This window comes from Haloplanus sp. GDY1 (assembly GCF_023703775.1).
Lineage (GTDB): Archaea > Halobacteriota > Halobacteria > Halobacteriales > Haloferacaceae > Haloplanus > Haloplanus halophilus.
Genome location: NZ_CP098514.1, coordinates 144,535 through 170,069, shown reverse-complemented (window position 1 = coordinate 170,069; position 25,535 = coordinate 144,535). Strand labels below are relative to the sequence as shown.

At 68.8% G+C, this 25,535-nt stretch carries 29 protein-coding genes; 16 read left to right on the top strand and 13 right to left on the bottom strand.

What is annotated here, in order from left to right:
- Nucleotides 1–83: 83 nt before the first annotated feature.
- The 3 genes from NBT67_RS00925 to NBT67_RS00915 are packed head-to-tail and all read right to left on the bottom strand — an operon-like array spanning nt 84 to nt 3,233.
- The gene (locus NBT67_RS00925; protein ID WP_251342948.1) at nt 84–1,271 is read right to left on the bottom strand and encodes a DegT/DnrJ/EryC1/StrS family aminotransferase; all 1,188 of its coding nucleotides are present in this window, start codon (nt 1,269–1,271) and stop codon (nt 84–86) included.
- Nucleotides 1,268–2,212 (bottom strand): dTDP-glucose 4,6-dehydratase, encoded by a 945-nt coding sequence (locus tag NBT67_RS00920; RefSeq protein WP_251342947.1) that lies wholly within the window; start codon nt 2,210–2,212, stop codon nt 1,268–1,270. Before NBT67_RS00920 ends, NBT67_RS00925 begins: the two co-directional genes overlap by 4 nt.
- Nucleotides 2,205–3,233, bottom strand: a complete 1,029-nt coding sequence (locus NBT67_RS00915; protein WP_251342946.1) for an SDR family NAD(P)-dependent oxidoreductase — start codon at nt 3,231–3,233, stop codon at nt 2,205–2,207. Before NBT67_RS00915 ends, NBT67_RS00920 begins: the two co-directional genes overlap by 8 nt.
- Nucleotides 3,234–3,649: 416 nt before the next feature.
- Here NBT67_RS00915 and aglF point away from each other — a divergent pair, with 416 nt between their 5' ends.
- The 8 genes from aglF to NBT67_RS00875 all read left to right on the top strand — a co-directional run bounded on the left by aglF (nt 3,650) and on the right by NBT67_RS00875 (nt 12,132).
- On the top strand, nt 3,650–4,414 hold the full coding sequence (aglF, locus tag NBT67_RS00910) for a UTP--glucose-1-phosphate uridylyltransferase AglF (protein WP_251342945.1): 765 nt from the start codon (nt 3,650–3,652) through the stop codon (nt 4,412–4,414).
- Nucleotides 4,415–5,781: 1,367 nt separating this feature from the next.
- A complete protein-coding gene (gene aglJ / locus NBT67_RS00905) occupies nt 5,782–6,687 on the top strand; it encodes an S-layer glycoprotein N-glycosyltransferase AglJ (RefSeq protein WP_251342944.1) in 906 nt (301 codons plus the stop codon).
- A gap of 134 nt (nt 6,688–6,821) precedes the next feature.
- A complete protein-coding gene (locus NBT67_RS00900; protein ID WP_251342943.1) occupies nt 6,822–7,130 on the top strand; it encodes a hypothetical protein in 309 nt (102 codons plus the stop codon).
- A gap of 86 nt (nt 7,131–7,216) precedes the next feature.
- Complete coding sequence (locus tag NBT67_RS00895) at nt 7,217–7,822, top strand: winged helix-turn-helix transcriptional regulator (RefSeq protein ID WP_251342942.1); 606 nt, start codon at nt 7,217–7,219, stop codon at nt 7,820–7,822.
- A 43-nt stretch (nt 7,823–7,865) separates the two neighbouring features.
- Nucleotides 7,866–9,101 (top strand): MFS transporter, encoded by a 1,236-nt coding sequence (locus tag NBT67_RS00890; RefSeq protein ID WP_251342941.1) that lies wholly within the window; start codon nt 7,866–7,868, stop codon nt 9,099–9,101.
- A 50-nt stretch (nt 9,102–9,151) separates the two neighbouring features.
- The gene (gene purD / locus NBT67_RS00885; RefSeq protein ID WP_251342940.1) at nt 9,152–10,465 is read left to right on the top strand and encodes a phosphoribosylamine--glycine ligase; all 1,314 of its coding nucleotides are present in this window, start codon (nt 9,152–9,154) and stop codon (nt 10,463–10,465) included.
- A 73-nt stretch (nt 10,466–10,538) separates the two neighbouring features.
- Nucleotides 10,539–11,348 carry a diadenylate cyclase gene (gene dacZ / locus NBT67_RS00880; protein WP_251342939.1) on the top strand — a complete coding sequence of 270 codons (810 nt, stop codon included), beginning with the start codon at nt 10,539–10,541 and terminating at the stop codon, nt 11,346–11,348.
- 1 nt (nt 11,349) lies between these two features.
- A complete protein-coding gene (locus NBT67_RS00875) occupies nt 11,350–12,132 on the top strand; it encodes a mechanosensitive ion channel domain-containing protein (RefSeq protein WP_251342938.1) in 783 nt (260 codons plus the stop codon).
- On the opposite strand, the gene NBT67_RS00870 is transcribed toward NBT67_RS00875, so the two are convergent.
- From NBT67_RS00870 to NBT67_RS00840, 7 genes are all read right to left on the bottom strand, one after another.
- Nucleotides 12,129–12,647: an acyltransferase gene (locus NBT67_RS00870; protein WP_251342937.1), complete on the bottom strand. Its 519-nt coding sequence runs from the start codon at nt 12,645–12,647 to the stop codon at nt 12,129–12,131. The two genes, NBT67_RS00875 and NBT67_RS00870, sit on opposite strands and share 4 nt — an antisense overlap.
- 46 nt (nt 12,648–12,693) lie before the next feature.
- On the bottom strand, nt 12,694–12,867 hold the full coding sequence (locus NBT67_RS00865; protein WP_251342936.1) for a hypothetical protein: 174 nt from the start codon (nt 12,865–12,867) through the stop codon (nt 12,694–12,696).
- On the bottom strand, nt 12,868–14,565 hold the full coding sequence (locus NBT67_RS00860) for a tRNA uridine(34) 5-carboxymethylaminomethyl modification radical SAM/GNAT enzyme Elp3 (protein WP_251342935.1): 1,698 nt from the start codon (nt 14,563–14,565) through the stop codon (nt 12,868–12,870).
- A gap of 45 nt (nt 14,566–14,610) precedes the next feature.
- On the bottom strand, nt 14,611–16,692 hold the full coding sequence (locus NBT67_RS00855; protein ID WP_251342934.1) for a DHH family phosphoesterase: 2,082 nt from the start codon (nt 16,690–16,692) through the stop codon (nt 14,611–14,613).
- Between the two features lie 53 nt (nt 16,693–16,745).
- Nucleotides 16,746–17,339 carry a YIP1 family protein gene (locus tag NBT67_RS00850; protein ID WP_251342933.1) on the bottom strand — a complete coding sequence of 198 codons (594 nt, stop codon included), beginning with the start codon at nt 17,337–17,339 and terminating at the stop codon, nt 16,746–16,748.
- 85 nt (nt 17,340–17,424) lie between these two features.
- Nucleotides 17,425–17,991: an NADPH-dependent FMN reductase gene (locus NBT67_RS00845; protein ID WP_251342932.1), complete on the bottom strand. Its 567-nt coding sequence runs from the start codon at nt 17,989–17,991 to the stop codon at nt 17,425–17,427.
- Between the two features lie 44 nt (nt 17,992–18,035).
- Entirely contained in the window at nt 18,036–18,818 is a 783-nt protein-coding gene (locus NBT67_RS00840) for a beta-ketoacyl-ACP reductase (RefSeq protein WP_251342931.1), read from the bottom strand.
- 145 nt (nt 18,819–18,963) lie between these two features.
- On the opposite strand from NBT67_RS00840, the gene NBT67_RS00835 reads away from it, so the two are divergent.
- The 5 genes from NBT67_RS00835 to NBT67_RS00815 all read left to right on the top strand — a co-directional run bounded on the left by NBT67_RS00835 (nt 18,964) and on the right by NBT67_RS00815 (nt 20,680).
- Complete coding sequence (locus NBT67_RS00835) at nt 18,964–19,662, top strand: DUF7124 domain-containing protein (RefSeq protein ID WP_251342930.1); 699 nt, start codon at nt 18,964–18,966, stop codon at nt 19,660–19,662.
- Between the two features lie 41 nt (nt 19,663–19,703).
- Nucleotides 19,704–19,958: a hypothetical protein gene (locus NBT67_RS00830; protein WP_251342929.1), complete on the top strand. Its 255-nt coding sequence runs from the start codon at nt 19,704–19,706 to the stop codon at nt 19,956–19,958.
- The gene (locus NBT67_RS00825; RefSeq protein WP_251342928.1) at nt 19,958–20,098 is read left to right on the top strand and encodes a hypothetical protein; all 141 of its coding nucleotides are present in this window, start codon (nt 19,958–19,960) and stop codon (nt 20,096–20,098) included. Before NBT67_RS00830 ends, NBT67_RS00825 begins: the two co-directional genes overlap by 1 nt.
- On the top strand, nt 20,095–20,436 hold the full coding sequence (locus NBT67_RS00820; protein WP_251342927.1) for a hypothetical protein: 342 nt from the start codon (nt 20,095–20,097) through the stop codon (nt 20,434–20,436). The genes NBT67_RS00825 and NBT67_RS00820 overlap by 4 nt, the downstream gene beginning before the upstream one ends.
- A gap of 61 nt (nt 20,437–20,497) precedes the next feature.
- The gene (locus NBT67_RS00815; RefSeq protein WP_251342926.1) at nt 20,498–20,680 is read left to right on the top strand and encodes a hypothetical protein; all 183 of its coding nucleotides are present in this window, start codon (nt 20,498–20,500) and stop codon (nt 20,678–20,680) included.
- On the opposite strand, the gene NBT67_RS00810 is transcribed toward NBT67_RS00815, so the two are convergent.
- Nucleotides 20,677–21,906: a DUF7405 family protein gene (locus NBT67_RS00810; protein WP_251342925.1), complete on the bottom strand. Its 1,230-nt coding sequence runs from the start codon at nt 21,904–21,906 to the stop codon at nt 20,677–20,679. The two genes, NBT67_RS00815 and NBT67_RS00810, sit on opposite strands and share 4 nt — an antisense overlap.
- A gap of 145 nt (nt 21,907–22,051) precedes the next feature.
- On the opposite strand from NBT67_RS00810, the gene NBT67_RS00805 reads away from it, so the two are divergent.
- From NBT67_RS00805 to NBT67_RS00795, 3 genes are read left to right on the top strand one after another with little or no spacing between them, the layout of a single operon-like run.
- On the top strand, nt 22,052–22,198 hold the full coding sequence (locus tag NBT67_RS00805; RefSeq protein WP_251342924.1) for a hypothetical protein: 147 nt from the start codon (nt 22,052–22,054) through the stop codon (nt 22,196–22,198).
- Nucleotides 22,191–22,508: a hypothetical protein gene (locus NBT67_RS00800; RefSeq protein WP_251342923.1), complete on the top strand. Its 318-nt coding sequence runs from the start codon at nt 22,191–22,193 to the stop codon at nt 22,506–22,508. Before NBT67_RS00805 ends, NBT67_RS00800 begins: the two co-directional genes overlap by 8 nt.
- The gene (locus NBT67_RS00795; protein WP_251342922.1) at nt 22,501–22,743 is read left to right on the top strand and encodes a hypothetical protein; all 243 of its coding nucleotides are present in this window, start codon (nt 22,501–22,503) and stop codon (nt 22,741–22,743) included. The genes NBT67_RS00800 and NBT67_RS00795 overlap by 8 nt, the downstream gene beginning before the upstream one ends.
- Here NBT67_RS00795 and NBT67_RS00790 read toward each other — a convergent pair.
- Together NBT67_RS00790 and NBT67_RS00785 are read right to left on the bottom strand one after the other, a co-directional pair.
- Nucleotides 22,740–23,366: a TorD/DmsD family molecular chaperone gene (locus NBT67_RS00790; RefSeq protein ID WP_251342921.1), complete on the bottom strand. Its 627-nt coding sequence runs from the start codon at nt 23,364–23,366 to the stop codon at nt 22,740–22,742. The two genes, NBT67_RS00795 and NBT67_RS00790, sit on opposite strands and share 4 nt — an antisense overlap.
- Nucleotides 23,366–25,498, bottom strand: coding sequence for a hydrogenase iron-sulfur subunit (locus NBT67_RS00785; protein WP_251342920.1), 2,133 nt, complete (start codon nt 25,496–25,498; stop codon nt 23,366–23,368). Before NBT67_RS00785 ends, NBT67_RS00790 begins: the two co-directional genes overlap by 1 nt.
- Nucleotides 25,499–25,535: the final 37 nt, after the last annotated feature.

Sequence of the window (25,535 nt, the reverse complement as noted above, 5' to 3'; positions counted from 1 at the left end):
GAACTTCGAGACAGGAGTGATAAATCGTTTCGGTACGGTCGGAATCCCCCGTCTCGAACGCTCCCGTCATGCGGCGCTCGGGATCAAGCCGTGTGATGCCGATGAATCCGCCGGACTGCCCGAACCACGTCCTCAACGTCTTCGTCCGACATCTCCGGGAAGAGCGGTAGACTCACTAGTCCCTCGTACACTCGCTCGGCTTCGGGGAACATCCCGCGTTCGTAGTCGTACTCGCGCTGAAAGAACGGATGGTAGTGGAGCGGCACGTAGTGAACCTGGACACCGACGTTCTCCGCGTGCATCGCGTTCACGAACTCGGTGCGGTCGCAGCCGAACCCGTCGCGAATTTCGACGGCGTACAGGTGGTACATCGGATCGGCAGTCTCACAGTTGGGGGGCGTCCGAAGCCCCTCAATGTCGGCGAACGCCTCGTCGTAGCGAGCGGCGATTTCGTCGCGCCGCCGCTTGAACGCCGACAGCCGGTCGAGTTGTGCCAGCCCGAGCGCGGCCTGCATATCGGTCATGTTGTAGTTGTAGCCGACGCCGTCGACGACCTGATACCACGGTTCGTCTTCGTGGCCGGGAACGTCGTACGACATGTCGAAGGTCCGAAGGCTTCGGACGCGTGCGGCGAGTTCGTCGTCGTCGGTGACGACCATTCCGCCCTCTCCCGTCGTGATGTTCTTGACCGGGTGGAAACTGAAGATGCTCAGATCCGCCTGAGCGCCGATGGGGTCGCCGCGCCACGTTCCGCCGAAGGCATGGCAGGCGTCCCAGAGGAGCGTCAAGTCGTGGTCGTCGGCGATGTCGAGGAATACGTCGATGTCGGCCGGGTACCCGGCGTAGTGCATGGGCACGATGCCAGCCGTATCCGGACCGAGTCGCTCTCTGACCGCATCCGGATCGAGCGTCCGCGTCTCCGGATCGATGTCAGCGAAGACCGGCGTCGCACCGGTGTATGTCGCCGCGTGAGCCGTCGAGGCGAACGTCAACGGCGTCGTCACCACCTCGTCTCCGGGGCCGAATCCGGCCGCCAGCCCGGAGAGGTGGAGTGCCGCTGTGCCGGACGTGACGGCGACGGCGTGGTCGATGCCGACGTGAGCCGCGACGCGCTCTTCGAACTGATTGACGGTCGGTCCGCGTGTGATGTAGTCGCCGTCAAGTGCGTCGACAACGGCCTCCTTCTCGGCGTCGGTGATGCTCTGCCTCCCGTAGCCGAGAACGTCCGTTCGGACCGGTCGCCCACCGTACTTCGCCGGAGACTCGGTCATGGTTCACCGTTCCGCATCCACGTCCGCAAACGATCGACACCCTCTTGCAGCGACACCTCCGGTGTCCATCCGAGCAGGTCACGTGCCTTGCTCGGATCGCACTGGAGGCGCTGGACTTCGCTCTGGGGATGGTGATGTTCGACGTGTTCGATATCGGTGCCCTCCGTAGCCACGAGGTCAGCGAGGTCGTTGATGGAGATCTCCTCGCCAGTTCCCGCGTTGATCACCTCACCGACAGTGTCGTCGCTGAACGTCGCATCGACGATGAACCGAGCACAGTCGGTCGCGTAGAGGAGGTCCCGGGTCTGGGTCCCGTCGCCGAAAATCTTCAGGGTCCGGTCGTCTAAGTCACGGTCGACGAAGATGGAGACCACCCCGCCTGCCATCCCCGTCTTCTGGAACGGCCCGTACGTGTTGAAAGGACGCAGAATAGTCACTGGAAGGTCGTAGCCGTGATAGTAGGACTCGGCCATGTTCTCACTGGCCAGCTTCGACCCGGCGTACGGCGAGGCGGGTTTCACAGGGTGGTCCTCGTCAATTCCCTCGCCCGCGTTGAGCATGTCGTAGACCATGCAGGTTCCCACGAGGCCGAGCCGGGTTTCCTGCTCTCGACAGGCTTCAAGGACATTCTGGGTACCGACGACGTTCGTCTGGAAGTGATCCATTGGGTCGTCGAGACTCTCTTGTACGTCAATTTCGGCCGCGAGATGGATACAGGCGTCCACCTCGTCGTCGAAGAGCGATTCGACAACAGTCCGATCACGTACGTCTCCATCGACGATCGAGAACCGCTCGTCGTCGAATTCAGCAATATTCTCACGGCTCCCGTTAGAGAAGTCGTCCAGTCCTCGGATGGTGACACCCCGATCCAAGAGTTCGCTTACGACCCAGCGGCCGATAAACCCTGCAGCGCCAGTGACGACGACAGTACGCTCACTCATCGGTTGGAACCTCCATCTCTCGCTTAAGAATCGCAACGATTTCGTCTTTCGTCAGCGGTTCCGCGTTCTCTGAGGAGCGAACGATAGTCTCTGCCGAGTCGAATCCCTCAATCCCCGGATAGTCCAGATAATCCGTTCGTTCGCTCGTCTCCGGAGGGATCGCGTACAGTTCGTCGTTCTCCAGCGCGCGAGCCGCTTCGCGCTCGGTCATGAGCTTCTCGTCCAGCGTCTCCCCGATTCGCCGGCCAATTATCTCGACATCGATGTCTTCCGGATCGTGCCCATAGTGCGGTCCGAGCCACGAGATCATCGCCTCCGCGAGGTCCTCGATTCGAATGGCCGGCATCTTCCGGACGAACACCTCGCCACCCTGCGTGTACTCCGCCGACCGCAACACGAGATCGGCGAGGCTCTTGAACGAGAGGAAAAATCTGGTCATTCGGCGGTCGGTCAACTTGACTGGACCGCCCTGTCGGATCTGTTTGTGGAAGATCGGAATGACGGACTGCGAGGAGTTGAGGACGTTGCCGAAGCGCACCGATGCGAGTGAGAGGTCGACGTCGCCACGGTACTTGTTCCCGGCCGTCACGAGTTTTTCACCGAGGAGTTTAGTCGTACCCATGGTGTTGGCGGGATTGACCGCCTTGTCACTGCTAGTGAACACCAGCCGTTCGACTTCGGCGTCGATGGCCGTGTCGACGACGTTCTGCACCCCCAAAACGTTCGTTTTGACGGCCTCGAAGGGGTTGTACTCCGAGATGTCGACGTGTTTCATCGCGGCCGTGTGAAGCACCACGTCAACGTTCTGCATGGCCCGCATGAGACGGTCTTTATCACGTATGTCGCCCGCGAGGAACCGGCACCGGCCGTCGTCGAATTCGGCGCGAAGGTCGGCGAGTGCGGGTTCGCTGTTGTCGAGCAGACGGACCACGTTCGGATCTTCGTCAAGGAGGTTTCGTGTCAACACGCGGCCGACCGACCCGGCTCCGCCAGTTATCAACACGTTCTTGCCGTCGAACATCTCTTGTCTGGCGATTTGAAGGCGACCGAATTAGGGGTGTCGGATCAATCATCGCGGACGAGACCATTCCGTTATACTGGAATCAGTGAGATGAGTAGACTCACCAAACTTCTTCACATACGAATGACAATCACGGCTACGGATGCGAACCTTTCGACTCATGTGTCGTCAAAACCTCACCCACAGTGACGGAAATTGACGTTCCCAGAGGGTCGTCGCTATCGACGACGAGCTTCAGGCGATTCCAGACACCCGGTGCATCCTTTCTCGAACATTCGCAAAGAAGCCAGGTCTGCTTGACAGGGGTGAGGACCAAATCCCCACTCGATTACGACTGACTCGTTGGCACGGATCGTGGATTCCTAAAGCAGATTCTGACGTAGCGAAAGATCAAGTGGATTCGCTCGACATATCACATGAAAGCAGTCATCCTCGCCGCCGGCAAGGGCACCCGTCTCCGCCCCCTCACCGAGGACAAACCCAAAGTCCTCGTCGAAGTCGACGACAAACCCCTGATCGAGTACGCCTTCGACTCCCTCATCGACATCGGCGTCTCCGAGTTCGTCGTCGTCGTCGGCTACAAGAAAGAGCAGATCATGGAGCGCTACGACGACGAGTACCGCGACGTCCCTATCACCTACGCCCACCAGCGTGAGCAACTCGGCCTCGCCCACGCGCTCCTCACCGCGGAGCCGTACGTCGACGACGACTTCATGCTCATGCTCGGCGACAACGTCTTCGACGCGAACCTCGGCGACGTCGTCAACCGCCAGGCCGAGGACCGCGCCGACGCCGCGTTCCTCGTCGAGGAGGTTCCGTGGGAGGAAGCGTCCAGATACGGCGTCTGTGACACCAACGAGTACGGCGAGATAACCCGCGTCGTCGAGAAACCCGACGACCCGCCCTCGAACCTCGTGATGACTGGCTTCTACACGTTCACGCCAGCCATCTTCCACGCCTGCCATCTCGTTCAACCCTCCGACCGCGGCGAGTACGAACTCCCCGACGCTATCGATCTCCTGATCCAGAGCGGGCGCACCATCGACGCCATCCGGATGGACGGCTGGCGCATCGACGTCGGGTATCCAGAGGATCGTGAGAAGGCCGAGGAGCGCCTTACTGGTGCGGATAGCGGAGTGGAAGCAGGCGACGACGTGAGTGCTGAACCCGGCACTCAGTAGTGGAGACCAAGGGTACATCCGCAGACCAACACACGAGCGGAACGAGTCGAATAGGCTCATCCCGGCCGTTGCAGTTCGGTGGATGAGTCACGAACCCACCAGTCCTCTGCGCTACCCCGTCGTATGCTGACCGCCAGCGCGGTCGCTGCAGAATCGAATAGCCGGACCTGCTGCTCGCTGGTGACTGTCGAAGAAAGTCGCCATACTGAGATCCCAGGCGGAGCTGCAGCTAGAGGCGATCTCTCTGCGGCAGGACGTCGGGGCGGGGGGTCCTAATCGGGGGGCTGTGCCCGCAAGTTAGGGCTAGGCGGGTTGCTAAGATAGCTATGAAGATGTTCCGGAGGTCGTGTGTGGGGACGCAACGGCCGAAAAATCGGTAGAAAGTGATGTGCCGCCAGGGATTGGGACGGAGGTACTCCGAGCGGACTGGGCAAGCGACGGCTGTTGAGCGGTTCATAATCGGGTCCCGTCTGCTGATTGGGGACGGTAACGGTGACACCGAACGTTGGAGTGGGTTGCAGTTCAGTGTGCACCCCCTCCACCAAATCGGATTCAGAGTGCCTGGGTCTGCGCGACGGCACAGGTATGCAGCCTGCAGCGAGACGCAACAGCGTGGTGAAGCGTGCGTGAGTACTGGCGGATTGCGATGTGTGCAGTCCTGGGACACGCTTGCCGACACGTGGAGCCAGATGTGAACTGTACGGGAATCACCGTGGTGGGTGGGGACACGTGGCCGGTACCACGGGTCCGACAGCAGTGAATACGATTGCGTTGCCGAGGCGGTGGGGGGCCTTCAGCAGGGGCTCTCCCGAAGAGCGCCTGGATGCTCCCCAGATTGGCGTTCGCTGGGGCCTCAACCAGGAGCGAAGACCGCTGAGGGGGTTTGCGTTTCGCCTGTTCGCCAGCGATCTGGTCGCTCCATAGCCATCCAAAACACAGAGACAATACCTCCTTGCGGCCGTATAGGCCGATTATGAAGAGATCCTAACGCCTTCTCTCCGGACTAGGAACTGTCTCGACGACGGAGCACGCCCTGTCCAGAGTAGGATACTCCTGAACTGAGAGAGACACGACCAACGACACCGCCAACGGATCGGTGTTGCAGACACGACCCAGGGACGGTGGGATCCACGGAGTCAACGCCGAAAACTGCAACAGGATTCGGATCACGGTGTCAAATCACTCTCACCGGCTGCTGCGTCATAGTCGGGCCTCGGCCACAGCCAAAGCCACGATTGGGCCTCACGTTCCTGTCAATCGGTCTTCGACAGCGCTCTCAAAAACTCGCTAGCGCACATGCTATGAACGATGCGGCAAGACAGGATGGGAACGATTTTTGCACTCCCCCGGAGAGGCCAAGTATAACGATGCCCGACCTCGACGCCGTCACCGTCCTCGTCCCCACCCTCGACGAGGCCGAGACCATCGGCGACGTCGTCGCGGACTTCCGCGACGCTGGTTTCGCGGACGTCCTCGTCGTCGACGGCGGCTCCACCGACGACACCCGTGAACGCGCCGCGGAGGCCGGCGCCCGCGTCGTCGAGCAGACGGGCACGGGCAAGGGCCAGGCGGTCCGGGAGGCGGTCCGCGAACACGTCGACGCGGAGTACGTCCTCATGCTCGACGGCGACGGCACGTACCGCGCCGCGGACGCCGACGCCCTCCTCGAGCCCCTGCGCTCGGGCGAGGCGGCGCACGTCATCGGGGACCGCTTCGCCGACATGCGCCCGGGGGCGATGACGCGGCTCAACCGCGTCGGCAACCGGCTCATCAACGCGGCCTTCGGGTTCATCCACGGCGAGTCCTTCGGTGACATCCTCTCGGGCTACCGCGCGTTCACCGTGGAGTCCTTCGAGCGGATGCACCTCACGGCCGACGGCTTCGGCATCGAGACGGAGATGGCGGTCGAGTGTGCCAAACGCGGGATTCCGACGACGGTGGTGCCGATCACGTACCTCCCCCGACCCTCGGGGTCGAACACCAACCTCCACCCCATCCGCGACGGGGGGATCATCGTCCTCGAACTCTACCGCCGGGCCAAGACGAACAACCCCCTCTTTTACTTCGGGAGCATCGGGACGGTGTCGACCGTCTCGGGGGTCCTGATCGCCGCCTACGTGGGCGTCGAGTGGGTCACGCGCCGCGTCTCCCACGAGGTGATGGCCGTCGTCGCCGCCTTCGCCATCCTGGTCGGCGTCCAACTGCTGATGTTCGGCGTCCTCGCGGATCTGATCCTCTCGCTGCACCGCGAGCGCCTGCGCGAGGGGGAGTGAACGGGGCGAATCGACCGGCTCCGAGGGGTCGCGGAACACCGATTAAACCGGTTCAAACCGGGTTAAACGACCGGGGTCGTTTTCACGTCCACACGTTTGATTAGGCTGACAGGAGTAGCGGCGGCGGGACCGAAATGGTGCAGCACACGACGCTTGCGGCCGTGGTGGTGCTCGTCGCCGTGATACTGCTGGCTGTGGCGGGTGGGAGAGCGGTCGGGACCGGAACCCCGGGCGACGAGGAGGGTGCGAGCGACGAGGCGAGGGCGGAGGACGGGGCGGCCAGGGGGACCGACGGGCGCGAGGGGCGGCGAATCACCGAGGCCGACCGCGAACGGATGCGGCGGCATCTGGCCAAGCCCCAGCGGCGACGGAGCCCGGACGACCTGTTGCCGGCGGAGAGCGAGGAGGCCGACGCCGCGGAGGCCGACGCCGAGGAGCCGTGACTTCTCCCACGACTAAAGTCGTGGGCTTCCCTCACGGAGGGTAATGCGACCGAAAGTACAACCCCCTGCCGGTCGTTCCCTCCGGCATGCGCGAACTCGACGAGACCGATCTGGAGATCCTGCGCTCGCTGATGGGCGACGCCCGGAAGCCGTGGGCGGAGATCGCCGAGGACGTCGACCTCTCCCCGCCCGCGGTGTCGGATCGCGTGGATCGCCTCCGGGAGATGGGCGTCATTCGGCGGTTCACCGTCGACGTCGATCGCTCGAAACTCCGGGAGGGCGTGCCGGTGCTGGTGCGCATCGAGGCGCCGACCGCCGCGGTGGACGACGCGCGGGCGTCGTTGCGGGACGCCGAGGCGGTCGAACACGTCTTTCTCACCGCCGAGCGCGACCTGCTCTGTCACGCCCGCATCCCGGACGGGAACGTCCCACGGTGGCTCGACGCGACCTTCGCGGACGACGCCGTCGACGACTACGAGGTGACGCTCCTGACGGACGGCGAGTGGACGCCGTCGGTCGGAGGGACCGGCTTCGCCCTCTCGTGTGCGGAGTGTGGAAACACGGTGACGAGCGAGGGGACGAGCGCGCGGATCGGCGGGGACCTCCACCTGTTTTGCTGTCCCTCCTGTGAGAGCCGGTTCGAGTCGCGATACGAGCGGTTCGAGGCGGGGGCGGCGGACGGCGCCGAGTAGCGTCCCGAACCGTTGATTACGGTGCCGTCCGTCGGCCCGGGCGATGACGGACGACGGCGACGTCCCGTGGCGATCCCCGAGACTGTATCTCCTGTTGGCGATTGCGGCGGTGGGGCCCCTCGACGTCAACATCATCGGCCCGGTGCTCCCGGCCATCGCCGAGGCGTTCGACGTCTCCAGCGCGCGGAGCGGCCTCGTGATCACCGCCTTCGCGGCGCCGGGTGCCGTCCTCGCGCCCGTCGTGGGGATGTACGCCGACCGGTTGGGCCGTCGGCGGGTGATCGTCCCCTGCCTCCTGATCTTCGGCGTCGCGGGCGTGGCGGTGACGCTGACGACGGAGTTTTGGACCGTCCTCGCCCTCCGGGTGGTCCAGGGCAGCGTCGGCGGGAGCATCCTCGCCTCGCTGGCGATGGCGCTCGTCGGCGACTACTACGACGGCACGCGGCGCAACGCCGTGATGGGCGTCGTCAGCGCCTGCGTCTCCGTCAGCGCCGCCGCGGGGCCCGTCCTCGGCGGGGTGCTCGCCGTCCGGTCGTGGGACACCCCCTTCTACCTCTACGGGACGAGCGTCGTCGTCGCGGTGCTGGTCTACGGCTACCTCGACCCGCCGACGGAGGCGGACGGCGGGGGAACGGGCGCGGAGTCGGGGACGACGTCGGAGGGCTCCTATCTCCGGGCCGCGGCCGCGTCGCTCCCGACGCGGGAGGCGCTGACGGTGTACGGCGCGACGCTCGTCGGGTTCGCGCTCTTCTTCGGCGGCGTCCTCACCGCCGTCCCGTTCCTGCTGGAGGGACGGTACGGGCTGGCGTCGGGTCGGGTGGGTGCGCTGGTCACGGGCGCGCTGTCGCTCGCGGCGGTCGTGGCGGTGTTCAACGGCCGGTTCGCGCGGTACCTGTCGAACCTGGGGCTGATCGCGGCCGGCTTCGTCGGCTACGCGGTCGGCCTCGTGGGCGTGTGGGCGGCCGGGTCGGCGGCCGGCGTGCTCCTCGCGCTCTGTGTGTTCGGCGTGGGTCACGGCCTCGTCCTGCCGTCCGTGGCGTCGGCGCTGTCGGCGCTCGCCGGCCCCGAGTTCCGCGGGGGCGTCATGAGCCTGCGGACGAGCGTCGTCCTCGGGGCGGGGGCGCTCGGGCCGCCGCTCTTTACCCTGCCGGCGGCGCGGGTGGGGTACGGACTCCCCCTGGGCGTCGCGGGCGTCGCCGCCGGCGTCGTCGCCGTCGCCCTCTTCGTCGCCGCCGGCGGGCGGTCGGGGGTCGCCGGATCGCCGGCGAGCGGTCGGTGAGCGGCGCGGCGAAGGGCAACGCTTAGGCGGCTTCGCGGGGGTCAGCCTGTATGTCCGAGACAGTGCTCCTCGTCGGCGGCGGCGGGCGCGAACACGCCATCGCCCGCGCCGTCGCGCCGGACTGTGAGCTCTACGCCTGTGCGAGCAACCGCAACCCCGGCATCGCCGACCTGGCCGAGGGGATGCGAACGGTCGACGAAACCGACGCCGACGCCATCGTCGACGTCGCCACGGAGGTGGGCGCCACGCTCGCGGTCGTCGGCCCCGAATCGGCGCTCGCGGCCGGCGTCGCCGACGCCCTGAACGACGCGGGCGTCTACACCTTCGGCCCGACGGCCGAGGCGGCGCGCATCGAGACGGACAAGGCCTATCAGCGCCGGTTCATGCGCGAAGCGGGGATTCCGGGCTGTCCGGAGTTCGAGACGTTCGACGACGTGGCGGCCGCCTGCGAGTACGTCGACGCCTACGACGGCGACCTGGCGGTCAAGCCCGCGGGCCTCACCGGCGGCAAGGGGGTCCGCGTCACCGGCGACCAGGTGACGAAGGCGGAGGCCAAGGCCTACCTCCGCGAGTCCGACTACGACCGCGTCGTGCTGGAGGAGCGCCTCGTCGGCGAGGAGTTCACCGTCCAGGCGTTCGTCGCCAACGGCGACGTGCGCACGACGCCAGCCGTGCAGGACCACAAGCGCGCCTACGAGGGCGACGAGGGGCCGAACACCGGCGGCATGGGGAGTTACAGCGACGCCGACCGGACGCTGCCGTTCATGGACGACGCGGACTACGAGGACGCGGTCGCGGTACTCGAGGCGACGGTCGACGCGCTCGACGACTACACGGGCGTCCTCTACGGCCAGTTCATGCTCACCGCCGAGGGCGTGCGGGTCGTGGAGTTCAACGCCCGCTTCGGCGACCCCGAGGCGATGAACACCCTGCCGGTCATGGAGACGCCGTTCCTCGACGTGCTGACGGCCGCCCGGGACGGCGACCCGCTCCCCGACCTCGAGTTCTCGCCGCGGGCGACGGTCTGCAAGTACGCCGTCCCGGCGGGCTACCCGACCGATCCCGAGGCCGGCGCCCGGATCGAGGTGGACGAGGGGAGCGTCGAGCGGGCGGCCGCCGAGAACGGTACCGAGGCGGGCGAGGCGCTGCTGTTCTACGCGAGCGTCGACGCCCGCGCTGACGGCCTCTACACCACCACCTCGCGGTCGTTCGCGGTCGTCGGCGTCGACGGGACCATCGCGGACGCCGAGGCCATCGCGGACGCGGCGCTCGCGGCCGGGGGCAACGGCCTGCGCGTCAGGGAGGACATCGGCAAACCGGAACTCGTCCAGCGGCGGATCGATCACGTCGAGCGACTGCGGTAGCGGATCGAGAAACGCATGACGGGCGTGTGACGGTCCGCAAACCTTTATTTCGCCGCGTCTCGACGTTCCGTCAATGGCGACGTTACGGGATGCTCTCGACGACCTCGTGGCGGACATCGACGGTCTGTTTCTGTTCTCCCCGTCGACCTCCTACTACGAGCGGTTCGACGACGTGGACGTGAGTCGGGTGGTGATCGCCGCCGCGAACGACGTCGGCGCGGACACCTTCGTGGAACTCCCGCTGGCCTTCGACAACACGCGCGACCGGATCAAGTTCGGCGTCGAAGGGGCGATGGAACGGGGGTACGTCGCGGAGGGGGACACCGTCGCCTGCACCGTCGAGATGTTCGGCGAGGACGCCGACTGTCTGGTCCGGGTGCGCGTCGACGAGACGATGCGCTCCGGCATCTACGACCTCTTCACCGACTCGCGGGCCGAACCCGGCGTCATCCGCGACGTGTTCGAGGTGGCCATCGACCTCGGGAAGAAAGGCCAGAAGGGCAAGCCCGTGGGCGCGCTCTTCGTCGTCGGCGACGCCGGCAAGGTGATGAACAAGTCCCGCCCGCTCAGTTACAACCCCTTCGAGAAGTCCCACGTCCACGTCGGCGATCCCATCGTGAACGTGATGCTCAAGGAGTTCTCGCGGCTGGACGGTGCCTTCGTCGTCTCCGATTCGGGGAAGATCGTCTCGGCGTACCGCTATCTGGAGCCGTCCGCGGAGGGCGTCGACATCCCGAAGGGACTCGGCGCGCGCCACATGGCCGGCGGCGCCATCACCCGGGACACCAACGCCATCGCCATCGTCCTCTCCGAGTCCGACGGGATGGTCCGGGCGTTCAAGGGCGGCGATCTGATCCTGGAGATCGATCCGGAGGAGTACTGAGATGCAAGGCGGTTCGGTGCGGGAGGTCCTCGCGGCCGTCCCGCTTCGCTTCTGGCTGGCCGTGGCGACGCTCGTGCTCGGCCTCCTGTTGGGGTGGTTGACGCGGGTCGTCACCCGCCGGCTCCTCCGGCGGGCGGGCGTCCCCGGCGCCATCGAGGGGACGGCCTTCGAGCGGACGGCCCGCGAGTTCGGCACCTCGACGGTGTCGATCCTCGCGGCCATCGCGGGCTACTTCGTCTTCGGCATCGCGGTGTTCGCCGCCGTCGCCGTCGCCGAAATCGAGTACGTCGCCCAGTTCTGGAACGCCGTCGCCGGCTTCCTCCCGCAGCTGTTTTTCGCCATCATCGTCCTCATCGTCGGCGTCGTCCTCGGCGACAAGGTGGAACTTCTCATCTCCGAGCGGTTCCGCGGCGTGAAACTCCCGCAGATCAACGTCCTCCCCCTCGTGGCGAAGTACAGCGTCTTCTATCTGGCCGTGCTGATCGCCCTCGGCCAAGTGGGCGTCGCCACCGCCGCCCTGATCGTCCTGCTCGCGGCCTACGTCTTCGCGGTCGTCTTCCTCGGCGGCCTCGCGTTCAGGCAGTTGCTCGCGGCCGGGGCGGTCGGCTCCTACCTCCTGCTCCACCAGCCCTACACCATCGGCGACGAGATCCGCGTCGGCGAGGTCCGCGGCATCGTCCAGGAGATCGACCTGTTCGTCACGCACGTCGAGGCGGACGGCGAGGAGTACGTCCTCCCGAACAGCAAGGTGTTCGCGGACGGGTTCGCGCTGATCCGGGACTAGTCGCCGACGCCCCCCTCGACCGGGGTCGCGGGGACGCCCGCAACCGTCGTCCCCGGCGGCACGTCCTCGGTCACCAGCGAGTTGGCGGCCACCTTCGCGTCCGCGCCGACCTCGACGCCGGGGAGGATAACCGCCCCCGCGCCGATCAGCGCGCGCTCGCCGATCACCACCTCGCCGGTGCGGTACTCGTCTTGGAGGAACTCGTGACAGAGCAGCGTCGCGTCGTAGCCGACGATGGCGTCCGCCCGGAGGGTGATCAGTTCCGGCCAGAACACGTCGGGGGTCGCCTCCAGGCCGACCGCCACGCCGGAGTCGACCGTGGCGCCGAGTCGTCGGAGGACCCAGTTTTTCAGCCGCAGGCTCGGGGCAACCCGGATCAGCCAGACGGCGAGGTAGTTCACGACGACCCGGAGCGGCCCCTTCGCGTCCGTCCAGCGCCACAGCGAGTTGTGGGGGCCGGCCGTCGGGGTGCGGTCGAGGCGGTCGTGTCGCCGGCCGGCGTCCGAATCGGTCACGGCCGCCCTTCGGGGGCCGCCGCCTTGAATCCCGTTGCCCCGCCGCTCAGTCGCGGGCGAACGCCCCGGCGAGGAGATACGCCGACGGCAGCACGCCGAGGAGGACGCCGAGCCCGACGACGATCCAGGCGTAGGGGTCGGGCGGCCCGAGGGCGACCGCGACGGCGGCCGGCACCGCCGAGAGCAGGAGCGCCCGCAGGAACCGCTCGGACGAGGGCATCTACCGCGCCGACGGGCGACCCCGGCGGCCGAGGTCCTTCGACACGTACGGGCCGTCCTGGTGGTAGCCGAGCTTGTCGCGGTAGTACCGCCGGACGCCGATGCCGCTGATGACGCTCACCTTGTCGTAGCCGGCCTCGGCGGCCAGTTCCTCCGCGCGGGCGAGGAGGCGGCGCCCGTAGCCGCGGTGTTGCCAGTCGCCCTCGCCCTCCTCGCGGATGCCCGCCTCGCTCCCGTAGACGTGGAGCTCGCGCACGAGGGCGGCGTCGTCGAGTTCGCGACGGACGGGGTCGTTCGGAAAGCGGAGGCGACAGAAGCCGATCAGGAGGTCCGCCTCGGGGTCCTCGAAGCTGAGGAAGTGTTCGGTGCCGCCGCCGGCCTCGTAGGTCAGCACGTCGAGTTCGACCCGCTCGGGGTCCGGATCGGCGTCGTTGTGCCCCACCTCGCGGGCACGGATGTCCCGTTGCGTGATGCCCTTCTCCGCGGCCCGCTGGGCGGCCAGTTGCCGGAGGTTCGACTTCCAGACGCCGGCGTCGATGTGGTCGGCGGGGATGTCCCGCTGCACCCGCTGGAGGCGCGTGTACTTGGGGATCATCCCCATCACCTCCGCCACGAGGTCGGCGGCGGCCTCGTTGTCCAGCGGGTCGAACTCGTCGCGGCGCCACATGTCGTAGGTCCGGGTGCCGCGGACGACGAGCGTCGGATAGATCTTCAGGTAGTCGGGGCGCCACCGGGGGTCCTCGAACAGTTGCCGGAAGTCCTCCAGACACATCGCCTCGGTCATGCCGGGCTGGCCCGGCATCATGTGAAAGCCCACTTTGAACGCGGCGTCGCGCAGGCGGCGGTTGGCGTCGATGGAGGCCTGCACTCCGTGGCCGCGGTGCATCTCGCGGTTGATCCGCTCGTAGGTGGTCTGGACGCCCACCTCCACCTTCGTCCCCCCCAGCCGGAGCATGCGGTCGATCTGTTCGGGGCCACACCAGTCGGGCTTGGTCTCGAAGGTGGTGCCGACGTTGCGGACGTCGGCCGTCTCGTTCTCGGCGATCACGTCCTCGAGGTAGCGGAACTCGACGGACTCGGGGTCGGGCGCGAAGCTCCGCCCCTCGGCCGGGTTCGGCGTCGAGTCGGCGTCGTAGTCGTTCAGCGCTTCGAGCGCCCGCTTGACGAACCACTCCTGGTAGTCGTGGCTCCGCGCGGTCATCGTCCCGCCCATCAGGATGAGTTCCACCTTGTCGACCGGGTGGCCGATGTGTCTGAGCTGTTCGAGGCGGAGCGTGACCTGGCCGTAGGGATCGTAGTCGTTCTGTTCGCCCCGGGCCGCGGCCGGTTCGTGGCCCGTGTAGCTCTGGGCGCTGTCGAACTCGGAGGCGGGGCCGCCGGGACAGTAGAGACACTTCCCGTGGGGGCACATGTGCGGCGCGGTCATGATGGCCACGGGCGAGACGCCCGACGCGGTGCGGACGGGCTTGCGGCGGACGACCGCCTGCACCTCGTCGCGGCGCTCGTCGGGCGCGTACTGGAGGATGTGGGCGTTCTTCGGTACCTTCGAGGCGCCGTGTTCGGCGCAGGCGTCGAGTTTCGCCGACTCCAGGTCGTCGCGGTCCAGGTCGCCCGAGAGGATGCGCTCGACGAGGTCCTCACACACCCGGTCGAACGCTTCGTCGGTCGTGGCGGCGACGCCCTCCCCGGAAGCAGTCATCGTCCCCGTGTCGTCGGGTCGCGAGGTTAAGCGTGTCGCTCGGCCCTACAGTCGGTCGACCGCGGCGTCGACGACGGCGTCGACGGCGGCGTCGCGGCGGCCCGACAGGAACTCGATCCGGCCGTCGCGGACGCTCGCGGCCGTGATGCCGGCGTCGGGGGCGCGATCAGCGGCGTCGCCGGCGACGCCCCGCACGTCCAGGTCGTCGTCGCTCCGCAGGTAGAGTTCGTCCGTGCCGACGCCGACGGTCAGGTGCGCGCCCGCCTCGCTCCGGCGGCGGTGGAGTTCGTCGAGCAGCAGGCTCGTGGGCGGGAAGTCGAAGCGGTGGGTGTAGGCGTCGGTGTCGAGGACGTCGACGGTGACGCCGCCCTCCTCGCGGCGGTCGAGGTTCGCCGTCGCGGTGTCGACCTCGGCGTCGAGTTTCTGCCGGAACTGCTCGCTGATGTGGCCGGCGAGGCCGCCGGCGTCGTCGAACAGCAGGTCCGTGATGAGTTCGCGCTTGTCCTCGTAGGACTGGTAGTACGCCTCCAGCGCGATGGCCTCGCGGAGTTCGCGCGTGCGGTCGGCGTCGTACCCCGCCTCGGCGGCGAGGTCGACAGCCGACTCGGGGGCGTCGTCCCAGTAGGAGATGGCCGGCAGGTGCGAGAGGTCGTCGGCCACGTCGGGGCCGACCGTCGCGGCGAGGGTGGCCGCGAGCGCGCCGGTCGAGAGGTCGGCGGCGGGGACGCCGGCCAGGCCGGGGTTGACGATGGCGTCGCAGTCGTCGGCGACGGCGGCGTCGGCCACCTCGGCGTCGACGACGACGCGCCGGGCGCCGTAGATGCCGAGCAGTCCCAGCCCGTCGCTGGACTCGACCGTGCTCCCGGTGCCGACCAGCAGGACCAGCGGGAGTTTCTCGTCGTGGCGGTCGCGGTCCTGGAGCATGCGGGTCACGTCGTTGGTGGCGTCGTCCATGTCGTAGACGGAGCCCTCCAGGGGCCGGCGGGTGAAGTAGTGGTACTCGGCGTCGGCGGCGGCGTGTTCCTCGCGGATCAGGGGGAGGACCGCGCGCTCGATGGCGGCGCCGGCGACGTAGCCGTCCGCGGTGGCGGCGTGACGGACCACCACGGGACGCGATTCGAGGACCGCGCGTCGGATCGTCTCGGCGGCGTCGATCAGCGACTCCTCGACGGCGTCGAGGGCGTCGTGCTCGATCAGCGTCGTCACCGACTCGGGGCGGGCCTCGGCCGTCAGCGCGTCGGCGAGGCGTTCCTCGACCGCCGCGGCCTCCTCGTCCTCGAGGATCGTCAGCGCCTCGGTCTCGACCTGGAGTTCCTCGTAGCGGCGTTCGACCTCGCCGTCGAGGCGGACGACGTTCCCGACTTCGGCGTCGGGGTAGGCGCGGACGCCCGCCTCGACGAACGCCGCGCAGTCGACGACGCCCGTGCCGTCGCGGAGTTCGAACACCGTCGGGCCGCTGGTCTGGCGGACGCCGACGAGTTCGCCCTCGAGGCGAACCGTCTCGCCGACGCGATCCTCGAGCGACTCGACGGGGACGCGGTCGGGGGTGGCGTCCGCCTCCGTCGCGTCCGCTCCCCTCGGGTCCGCGTCGGCGGCGTCCGACTCGCCGGCGTCCGACTCGCCGGCGCCCGTCTCGGCGGCGCCGTCAGTGGCCGACGCCGCGTCGTCGTCGGACGCCTCGGTGTCGTCGGACGCGTCCTCGCCGTTCAGCGCCTCGTCGTCGCGGGGGGTCGGCGTCGTCCTGACGGGGCCACCGTCGTCGGCGTCGTCGGTCGATTCGTCGATCCGTTCGCCGTCGGCGTCGCCCTCGGGGTCGTGGACCTTCGCGCCGCGGAACTCGCTGCCCGACTGGCGGATCGACCACGCGAGGTCGACGTTGCCGTTGTCGCGAACGTTCTTCACCTGGACGAACACGGTGTCGCCGGGCTCCCAGTCGAGGCTCTCGAGCCGGCGGTCGAGTTCGCTCCGGTGGAGCAGGCCGGTCACGCCGGGGGAGAGGTCGACGAACACGCCGAAGTCGGCGAAGCCGTCGACCGTTCCCTTGTAGTACCGTCCCGAAACCAGTTGGTCCGGGCTGGAGCCGCGGAAATCAAACCAGACGTCCTCTTCGTGGGTGATCCAATCCATTGGAGGAATCGAACAGCCGCAACCTAAAACGATTGTCGAAACTACTCGACGCGTTAGATGATGTACCAGGCCCGCAGCAGGGCGGCGAGGGCGCCGAAGCCGCCGAAGCCGTACCCGAAGAGGAGCGCGGCCGGGAGCGCCCCCGCGAGGGTCGCCCGCCCCACCGTCGTGTCGTGAACGACCGCGAGGCCGACGACCAGCAGCGCGGCCCCGTAGAGACAGGCGGCAACCCGGAGTTCGAGGACCGGAACCGCCGCGAGCGGCGCGGGCGCCGTCGCGTAGGCGATGACCTGTACCGTCTCGCTCACGCCCGCCCGGTCGCGGACCGTCGCCATCAGCGCGAGCGTCTGGAGCGCCGCGAGCAGGTGGAGGACGGCGGGTGCGACCAGGAGGGCCACGAGGAGGACGACCACGGCGGCCCGGAGCGCGCCGGTCGCGGGGAACCGCGCCGGGTCGAGAAGGGCGAGGCCGAGGGCGTAGGCCACGGCCGTCACGACGGCGAAGACGAGGCCCGGCGCCTGATCGCCGGGCGCGACCCCGTGACTGAAAAAGCGCCGGGGGCGCACCACCACCTCGACCCACGCGCGGGCGACGCCGCGCGGCCCGCGGTCCCGCCCACCGCGGGGGTTCTCGACCCACGTCGTCACGGACGTGTCTGTGCGGGCGCCCGACAAAGGGATTCCCATTCGGACGGCCGGTGAGCGCCGGCGGCGACGGGCAGGAGCGTGTGCATCAACCCCCCACGTTCTGGTCGCTCTCGAAGGTCGCCGGGTCGGGTTCGATGGCGGCGTACTCGACGACGCGGCGGCCGAGCGTGGCGACGCGCGTCTCGAGACGCTCGTCGACGAGGGCGCCGTCCTCGAACGCCGCCGACGCGTTGGGGACGGCCGCCTGATGGGGGAGGACCCACGCGTCGAGGGCGCGACAGACGGAACGGAGGTGTTCGAGCGCGGTGATGGGGAAGGCCCCGCCCGCGACGCCGAGCAGACCGACCGTCTTGCCCTCGAACTCGTCGAACCCGCAGTGATCGAGGGCGTTTTTCAGCACGCCGGAGTAAGAGCCGTGGTACGTGGGCGTGCCGAGCAACACGGCGTCGGCCCCGCGAACCCGGCGGGCGAAGGCGTCGGCGTCGCCCCGGTCGTCGACGTCGGGGTTCAGGGGCGGCAGGTCGAAGGTCCGGAGGTCGAGCATCTCGGCCTCGGCGCCGACCGCCTCGGCGGCGTCGAGGGCGCGGGCGAGCGCCAGGCGCGTGTAACTTCGCTCCCGGAGGCTGCCGGGAATCGCGGCGACGGTGACCATGGGTCACCGTGGCACGCCACGGGCAAAGGTGCCGCGGTGGGTGGTCACCACTCCAGGCCGCCGTTGACGCCGAGCACCTGGCCCGTCATGTAGCTCGCGTGATCGCTGGCCAGAAAGCGGACCATGCCAACGATGTCCTCCGGTTCGGCGAACCGGTCGAGGGGGATCTTCGATCTGATCCGCTCCTGGACGCGTTCGGGGACCTTCTCCAGCATGTCCGTCTTGACGAACCCGGGGGCGACGCAGTTGGCCGTCGACCCGTCGCCGGCGAGTTCGAGCGCCAGAGTCCGCGTGAAGGCGAACAGCCCGCCCTTGGAGGTGGCGTAGTTCGCCTGGCCGTAGTTCCCCTGCTGGCCGACCACGCTCGAGATGTTGATGAGGCGGCCGTGCTCCGCCGACCGGATGTCCTCGAAGAAGGCCTTCGTGCAGTTGAACGTCCCGCCGAGGTTGACGTCGATCACCTGCTGCCAGTCCTCGTGGGTCATCTCCTCGAACTTCCGGTCGATGGTGATGCCGGCGTTGTTGACGAGGACGTCGACCGATCCGAGTTCGTCGTGGACCTCCTCGGCCATCCGCCCGACCTGCGTGGGGTCGGAGACGTCCCCCTGGGCGGCCATCGCCGTCTCGCCCGACTCCTCGATCCGATCCACGACCGCGCGGGCCTCGGCGTCGGAACTGCGGTAGTTCACGGCGACTTCGCCCCCACAGCGCGCGAGTTCGAAGGCGATCGACCGACCGATGCCCCGGGAGCCACCGGTGACGACGCAGGTTCGACCCGCCAGGGGTCGGGGGTCCAGCGGTTCCAGCCGTTGAGTCGTTTCGGACATGCGTTCCACAATGGATCGTAATGCTTGTTAACTATTTGCGACATCCGGGGGGCCGTCGGGCGATAGCTTTTATTGTGGTGACTGGTAACGTGTGGCTAGCACGGCTCTGCGGTGGGGGAATCCGCGGACGGGTGACTTCGAGACTATGACCGACCGCATCGACCTAGACGACGTCGACACGGAGGAGGAGGGATCGGCCGAGGAGCCGAACCGCGGGGACTGGTTCTGGCGGGGGGAGGGCGACCCCGACGAGGAACCGGCCGGCGGGTTCGCGACGGCGGACACGCCGCGGGCGGACGAGGCCGACGGCCCCGCGGCGACGCCGCGGGTGCCCCGACAGGGTGACGACAGACCCGTCGGCATCCCCGTCGAGGGCGGCGGCGCCGGGAGTTCGCCGGCCGGGGACCGCGAGGCCGCCGAGGGGGGCGTGCCGGACGACGAACCCCGGGCGACGACGGGCGCGGCCCCGCACGGCGACGACGCCGACGACATGACGATGGCGCTGACCTACCGGGCGGCGAAGCGACTCGCGCACCCGGCCGCGGCCTTCGCGGACGCGGGGCGGTGGGCGGACTGGGTCGGCATCGTGGGCCGGGTGGAGACGCCGGTCATCAACCGCTTCCAGCGCGACCACGGCGTGGACGCCGACTTCTTCAGCGGCACCGGCACCGGGCCGGGCGAGCGCCTCTCCGAGGTCGGCCCCCGGTCGATGTTCTACGCCGACCGGATGGTGGTGGTCGGCGTCGCCGGCGAGGACGAACGCGTCGCCGCCGAGGCCGACTGGGAGTTCGTCCCGCTGGCGGAGGCGGCCGAGAAGGCCGGCTGGGACCTCGACGGGGAGTAAGCTTTTGACGGTCGGGATACAATTCCGTGTGTCGAGTTACCATGGGACTCAGAACGGCGTTCTCACAGGCGGGCATCGTCACCGTCGGCGTCCTCGCCGCGGGCGTCTGGATACTCCTGACGATCCTCCAGGTGTACGAGCGACTCGGGCCGCTGTCGAGCGGCGGCGTCGGTCAGACGCCGATATCGGGGCTCGTCGGCCTGGCCGTGATGGGCGGCCTGCTGGTGGTGATGGCGCTGCTCTACAGCGAACTGGGCGAGACGGAGCCGTCACCCGATCCCTGGCCGCCCGAGTGATGCGCTACGAGTGTCGCGAGTGCGGGCACTTCGCCCGCTTCGAGTTCGCCGAGCGCGACGTGTTCGCGACGACCTGTCCCGCCTGTGAGTCGTACGCGGAGTTCGAACCGGCGTTCCAGGGGGAGGGCGTCTCGTTTTGAGCCTGACCGTCGAGATGAGCGACCGCTTCCTCGACGCGGCCGACGAGTGGGCCGAGGCGCGGATGGAGGACCGCGAGGCCGCCGTCGAGACGAAAGTCGAGCAGGCGCTGCTCGAAATCGAGTATCTGGTCACGGGCGCCACCGAGATCGCGTTCGACGTCGACGTGGAGCGCGAGGTGATACGCTACACGCCGAGTGCCGACCTCGCGGACCTCCTCTCGGAGCAGGCCGCCGAGACCGGCCTCGACGAGAGCACGATCCTCGGCCTCCACGTCGACCTGTTCGTCGGCGCCTTCTCCGGCGACGACGACCGCCCGCCGAACGCGCCGCCGGTGTAGGCGACGGTCGCCCACCCCGGCGACAACTTTACTATCGCGGCGCCACGAGATGTGGTATCGCATGGCACGAGAAGACCTGAACTGGCGTCCGAAGGGTGCCGTGGAGACGTACAAGGGGGAGGAGGTCTGGGAGTACAACATCGGCCCCCACGAGCGCAACGTGGGCGAGGTCGACGGCGACATCGCGCTCGAGGACATCGTCGAACCGGTGGAGCAGGACTCCGTCATCAAGGACGTCGACTAGAGCAGGGGAAAGGCGCGCTCGTCGCGCGGCGGAACGTAGAAGTTCGCCCGCGACTGCACGTCGACGAAGTTCAGAATGCCGTTGTTCTCGCGGTCGGTGATGGCCTCGCTGTCGTCGCGGACGTACCAGCCGTTCATCGCCCGGCGCGTCCGCCGGAAGTGGTCGAGCGTCCGCTGGAGCGAGAGGAAGTGGACGCCGGCGTGGCCGCCGTCGGTCGTGTTGAAGTCACGCCGGAGGAGCAGCGGTTCGCCCTCCCGTCGGACCTGCGCGACCTTCTCGTGGTGTCCCACCACGTCGAACTCGCGGGCGTGCTCTCGGACGGCGTCGGTGAAGGGGACGTTCGCGCCGAAGTCGGCGATTTCGGCGGGATCGAACTCCGGCGAGAACATCCGCGCGACGCGGCCGGCGTCGTCCAACCCCTCCCACCACGTGTCGAGGTCCTGTGTCAGGTGTGCGACGTGGAGGGTGGTCCCGCCGTCGAAGCGGCCGCCGTCGATGGCGACCCGGTCCTCGCTCGCCTGCGTGCCCTGCCGGTCGGAGAAAAAGCCCATGAACGTCGGGTCGTCGGCCGAGAGCGCGCCGGCGGGGATGCCCTCCACGTCCGCGTGTTTCGCCGGGAGCCCCTCGCCGAGGAAGCCGGTGCGGCGCTCCGCGACCGAGAGGACGTCACCGAGGGGATGGTCGACGGGCTGGCCCTGCAGCGTCGTCGCGGCCCCGAACATGGCGTTCTCGACGGCCGAGAGGTGAGAGGGGACGTCGCTCTCCAGCACCAGCACGGCGTCGAACGAGAGGAGCGCGGGGTCGTCGGTGCGGGAGACGACCCGTGGCTTCGAGATGGGCGCCCGTCCCAGTTCGCCGATGCGCTCGAAGTAGTCGGTCCCCCAGGCGAGGAGGTGAAACAGGCCGTCTCCACGCCAGTCGAAGGCGGCCTCGACGGTTCGCATCGCGCGCTCGACCGTTCGGGCCGCCTCGACCGAAGGGTCGACGTCGAGGCGCAGGAGCAACACGCGCCGGTATCGCGGCTGCAGGTCGTTGCCCGCCGCGTCGGTCGGCAGGTAGGGGCCCTGGACGTACTGTCGGGCGGGCAGCGAGTCGGCGTGGGGGTTGGGCGGCAGGCCCGTGTCGACGCCGTCGCTCGCCGATCCGAGGACCCGCGCACACCCCGAGAGACCGAGGGTGCCGGCCACCGCCCCGAGGCGTGCGAGTGCCGACCGTCGGGAGGTCATAGGCGTGCCCCATGCAGGGCGCCGAGCGTATTAAGACTCCCGCGTCCGAGGCCGTCCGTCCCCGCCTCGACACGCCTCGCGGGCGGATCGACCCGAGGCTATTTACCGCTGAGCGCCCCAGTATCCGGTCACGAGGAGAGTTCACATGCACCAGAGTTTCGGTGCCACGTACGGTCCACTGCCGCTTCGGCTCGCCGTCCCGCTGTTGCTGGTGGGCGCCGGCGTCGCGGCGGTCGTCGTCTACGACATGTACCGAACGTACGCACCGGCCATCGGGGGTGAGGATGGCTGAGACCGAGTCGGGCGAGCGGGACGCCGTGGGGGCGACGGGCGGCGGCGCGGATGCGGCGGGCGGGTCGACGCCGGCGCGCGCGCTCGGCTACCTCCGCGGCGTGACCTACGGGCTGGGGACGCTGCTGGTGCTGGCGCTGCTGACCGTCGGGACCGTGGGAATCATCGCCGAGATCAAGGGCACGTGGCACTGGGCCATCCACCTGGAGTCGACGATCAGCTTCATGGGCGTGTTCGTCGCCGGGGTGCTGGCGCTGTTGCTCCCCTCGGCGGCCCTCCTCCTGATCGGGCGGGTGGTGATCGATGACTGACCTGTCCCGACCGGCGACGCTCCTGCGGCGCCTGACCGTCCTGTCGGTCGGGAGTCTGGTGCTGGTCGTCCTCGGCGCGGCGACGGTGGCCGTCCTCGCCGAGTTCGCCAAGACCTGGCGGTGGTACTTCAGGATGGAGCAGGCGATGGCGCTGGCGGCGCCGGCGGTGCTCGTCCTGCTCGGCCTCTCCATCGTCGGGCTGGTCGGCGTCGTCGCCCTCGCCGACCGCGACTAGCCCAGCTGGGCGACGAGTTCGTCCTCGAAGGCGAGCAGTCCCTCGTAGATGCCCGCGACCGCGACGTAGAGCCGGCTGTCGGTCTGCTCGCGTAGCTCCGTCGTGAACGGCTCGACCCACCGCAGGGCGTGTTCCTCGAGGAAGACCCGCTCGAAGCCGACCGCCTCCTCGGCGCCCGCCCGCTGCCTGTCGATCAGGTGGCGGAGGAAGGCGAGTTCGACGGCGACGAAGTCGTTCTCCTCGGGGTAGTCCTCGGGCGGCGACCAGCCGGCGGCGCCGTAGCTCGCCTCCACGTCGGCGAGGCCCTCGCCCATGAAGTCGGTGTCGTCGCGGTAGTACGTCTCGTGGGCGACCACCGGCGGTCGCGGGCCGACGAACACGCGCGTGTACTCGCGTTCGACGTCGTCGTGGACGGCCCCGGGGTCGCGGCCCTCGTTCTCGGCGACGAAGGCCCGCAACTCCGCGAAGCCGTGGTCCAGGGGCTCGTTCACCTCGCCCTCGGGCGTCCGGAACTCGCCGGAGAGCAGGCGTTCGACGAACGCCTCGTCGGGGACGTCGTGGAGCGCCTCGATCAGGAAGTCGACGAGTTCGAGTCGCGAGGCGTAGAGGGCGTCGTCGTCCATCAGCGGCCACCCTCCTCGAACAGCAGGGCACCCCGACAGTCCGCACAGTAGTCGAAGACGCTGTGGTCGCCGTCCGGCGCGATGCCCTCCACCAGGCCGCCGACCTGGTCGGCGACGTGTTCGGCCGTCCCCTCGCTGGCGAAGGGCTCGCCACAGCGGACGCAGGCTCGCATCTCGCCCTCGTAGACCGTCTCCCAGCGCTCGCCGCCGCGGTTCTCGGGCAGGCGCGTCAGGTCGAGGCCGTCCCGCATGGTGATGGCCGTCTCCGGACAGCCGTCCTCGCAGAGCCCGCAGTTGACGCAGTCCTCGTGGCTGAACTCGAGGTCGGCGTCGTCGGTGCGGCGGATGGCGTCGGTCGGACACAGGTTCGAACAGGTGGGCGTCAGGTTGCAGGCGTCGGACACCTCCATCCAGCCGAAGTCCGTCAGGCCGCGGATCACGTCGCGTTCGGGGTCGACGTGGTCGAGGACGGCGCGCACGCTCTCCAGGGTCCAGTCGTGACTGTTGAACGGCGGGTTGGGCTTGTCGTCCCTGACGGTCCCCGTCGCCTCGTGGTCGCCGGGGGGGACCGGCGTCGCGTCGAGGCCGACGACGAACCGGGAGAGGTCCTCGACGAAGGCCCCGGGTTCGGCGGGGTCCGGCGCGAGGAAGGTGACGCGCTCGCCCAGGCCGAGGTCGGTCGTCGCCCGGTCGAGACGGCGGACGAGGTCCCGCTTGGGGTCCGGGCCGGCGTGGAGACAGTCGCCGCCACAGCCGACGACCGCGACGCCGTCGGCGCCGGCCGCCAGGGCGTGGAGGACGTGCGCCTCGCCGACGGTGTCGGTGCAGGTCACCCGCACGGGCAGGATGGGGGGGTAGCGCAGGTCGTCGTCCTCGCGGGCCAGGCGGCCGCACCGACGGAGGGCGTCGGCGGCGCGTTCCGAACAGACGAAGGCGACCACGGGCGTGTCGATGCCCGCGTCGGCGCCGCGGCCGCCGAGGAGGCCGCCGCCGTCCGCGTCGGCCTCGGGGTCGAGGAGCGCCTCCACCTCGCGGGCGATGCGCTCGTTCGAGGGGTCACGGAGGGTCGTCGCCCCGGTGGGACAGGCGCTGGTACAGGCGCCACAGTCCTGGCAGGCGACGAGGTCGAAGGACACCTCGTCGATCCGGGGGCGGGAGACGGCGCCGTGGGGACAGGCGTCGACGCAGGCGTTACAGCCGACCTGACTCGACTCGCCGGCGGCACAGACGGCCATGTCCAAGTCGAGGTGCTGGGGCTTCTCGATCCCGCCGAGCAGGTCCTCGACGGCCGCGATCGTCGCGCCGTCGACGGGGCCGGTGTAGAGGCCGACCCGGCCGCCCCGGGTGGTGCCGGTCGCGGCCGGGTAGATCACCTGATCGGCTTCGAGCGTCCGCTCGACGCCGTCGAGGTCGATGGCGTCGACCGGACAGCAGTCGACCCACTCGCCGTCCGGCGCCTCGGGGGCGATATCGACCGGGCTGCGCGTCACCGTGCCGTCCGGCCCCTCGCGGACGCAGTCCAGACACGAGATGCAGTCCTCGGTGACCCGGGCGCGCAGTTCGAGTTCGAAGCCGCCGTACTCGCCGACCACGTCGACGACGCGGCCGCGGGCCAGGTCGACGCCCGAGAGGTCGGCGTCGGCGTCGTCGAAGTCGGCGCCGTCGGCGACGAGCGTCACGTCGGCGGTGTCCGCGAGGGCGGCCGCCGTCTCGGGGTCGCCGACGACGGCGACGGCGTCGCCCGCGTCCCGCGAGACGGTCCGGGAGACGGGTTCGTGGTCGATGCCGGCCCGGCGGGCGTTCAGCAGGCGGGCGGTCTTGGCCGTCGCGGCGTCCCGGTCGTGGACCCACGCCGCGCCCTCGCGGTGGTCGACGAACGCGGTGGCGTCGGGGTGGAGTCCCTGCTCCACGGCTGCCTCGCGGATGCGCTCCTGACAGCCCGAGTCGGGCGTCGTCACCAGGAGTTGGTCGAGGTCGTACTCGTCGATGAGGTGGACCATCCCCGGGAGCCCCTCGCCACAGAGGTGCGAGGAACTCGCGACGACTTCCACGTCGCGGACGCCGTCCCTGACGCCCTCCAGGTCGATGTCGCACGTGTCCACACAGGAACACACCATCGCGCCGACGTTCATACCCGTGTCAAATGGTACCACGGACATAAGAGTTGCT

Bases quoted from the DNA above. Each gene is read 5' to 3' on its own strand.
- NBT67_RS00785 (WP_251342920.1), bottom strand. From the start codon at position 25,498: ATGAACGTCGGCGCGATGGTGTGTTCCTGTGTGGACACGTGCGACATC.
- NBT67_RS00925 (WP_251342948.1), bottom strand. From the start codon at position 1,271: ATGACCGAGTCTCCGGCGAAGTACGGTGGGCGACCGGTCCGAACGGAC.
- NBT67_RS00840 (WP_251342931.1), bottom strand. From the start codon at position 18,818: ATGTCCGAAACGACTCAACGGCTGGAACCGCTGGACCCCCGACCCCTG.
- NBT67_RS00795 (WP_251342922.1), top strand. From the start codon at position 22,501: ATGACTGACCTGTCCCGACCGGCGACGCTCCTGCGGCGCCTGACCGTC.
- NBT67_RS00815 (WP_251342926.1), top strand. From the start codon at position 20,498: ATGGCACGAGAAGACCTGAACTGGCGTCCGAAGGGTGCCGTGGAGACG.
- NBT67_RS00835 (WP_251342930.1), top strand. From the start codon at position 18,964: ATGACCGACCGCATCGACCTAGACGACGTCGACACGGAGGAGGAGGGA.
- NBT67_RS00830 (WP_251342929.1), top strand. From the start codon at position 19,704: ATGGGACTCAGAACGGCGTTCTCACAGGCGGGCATCGTCACCGTCGGC.
- NBT67_RS00865 (WP_251342936.1), bottom strand. From the start codon at position 12,867: ATGCCCTCGTCCGAGCGGTTCCTGCGGGCGCTCCTGCTCTCGGCGGTG.
- dacZ (WP_251342939.1), top strand. From the start codon at position 10,539: ATGGCGACGTTACGGGATGCTCTCGACGACCTCGTGGCGGACATCGAC.
- aglJ (WP_251342944.1), top strand. From the start codon at position 5,782: ATGCCCGACCTCGACGCCGTCACCGTCCTCGTCCCCACCCTCGACGAG.
- NBT67_RS00855 (WP_251342934.1), bottom strand. From the start codon at position 16,692: ATGGATTGGATCACCCACGAAGAGGACGTCTGGTTTGATTTCCGCGGC.
- NBT67_RS00900 (WP_251342943.1), top strand. From the start codon at position 6,822: ATGGTGCAGCACACGACGCTTGCGGCCGTGGTGGTGCTCGTCGCCGTG.
- NBT67_RS00790 (WP_251342921.1), bottom strand. From the start codon at position 23,366: ATGGACGACGACGCCCTCTACGCCTCGCGACTCGAACTCGTCGACTTC.
- NBT67_RS00845 (WP_251342932.1), bottom strand. From the start codon at position 17,991: ATGGTCACCGTCGCCGCGATTCCCGGCAGCCTCCGGGAGCGAAGTTAC.
- NBT67_RS00810 (WP_251342925.1), bottom strand. From the start codon at position 21,906: ATGACCTCCCGACGGTCGGCACTCGCACGCCTCGGGGCGGTGGCCGGC.
- NBT67_RS00825 (WP_251342928.1), top strand. From the start codon at position 19,958: ATGCGCTACGAGTGTCGCGAGTGCGGGCACTTCGCCCGCTTCGAGTTC.
- NBT67_RS00860 (WP_251342935.1), bottom strand. From the start codon at position 14,565: ATGACTGCTTCCGGGGAGGGCGTCGCCGCCACGACCGACGAAGCGTTC.
- NBT67_RS00920 (WP_251342947.1), bottom strand. From the start codon at position 2,212: ATGAGTGAGCGTACTGTCGTCGTCACTGGCGCTGCAGGGTTTATCGGC.
- NBT67_RS00890 (WP_251342941.1), top strand. From the start codon at position 7,866: ATGACGGACGACGGCGACGTCCCGTGGCGATCCCCGAGACTGTATCTC.
- NBT67_RS00875 (WP_251342938.1), top strand. From the start codon at position 11,350: ATGCAAGGCGGTTCGGTGCGGGAGGTCCTCGCGGCCGTCCCGCTTCGC.
- purD (WP_251342940.1), top strand. From the start codon at position 9,152: ATGTCCGAGACAGTGCTCCTCGTCGGCGGCGGCGGGCGCGAACACGCC.
- NBT67_RS00800 (WP_251342923.1), top strand. From the start codon at position 22,191: ATGGCTGAGACCGAGTCGGGCGAGCGGGACGCCGTGGGGGCGACGGGC.
- NBT67_RS00895 (WP_251342942.1), top strand. From the start codon at position 7,217: ATGCGCGAACTCGACGAGACCGATCTGGAGATCCTGCGCTCGCTGATG.
- NBT67_RS00915 (WP_251342946.1), bottom strand. From the start codon at position 3,233: ATGTTCGACGGCAAGAACGTGTTGATAACTGGCGGAGCCGGGTCGGTC.
- NBT67_RS00805 (WP_251342924.1), top strand. From the start codon at position 22,052: ATGCACCAGAGTTTCGGTGCCACGTACGGTCCACTGCCGCTTCGGCTC.
- aglF (WP_251342945.1), top strand. From the start codon at position 3,650: ATGAAAGCAGTCATCCTCGCCGCCGGCAAGGGCACCCGTCTCCGCCCC.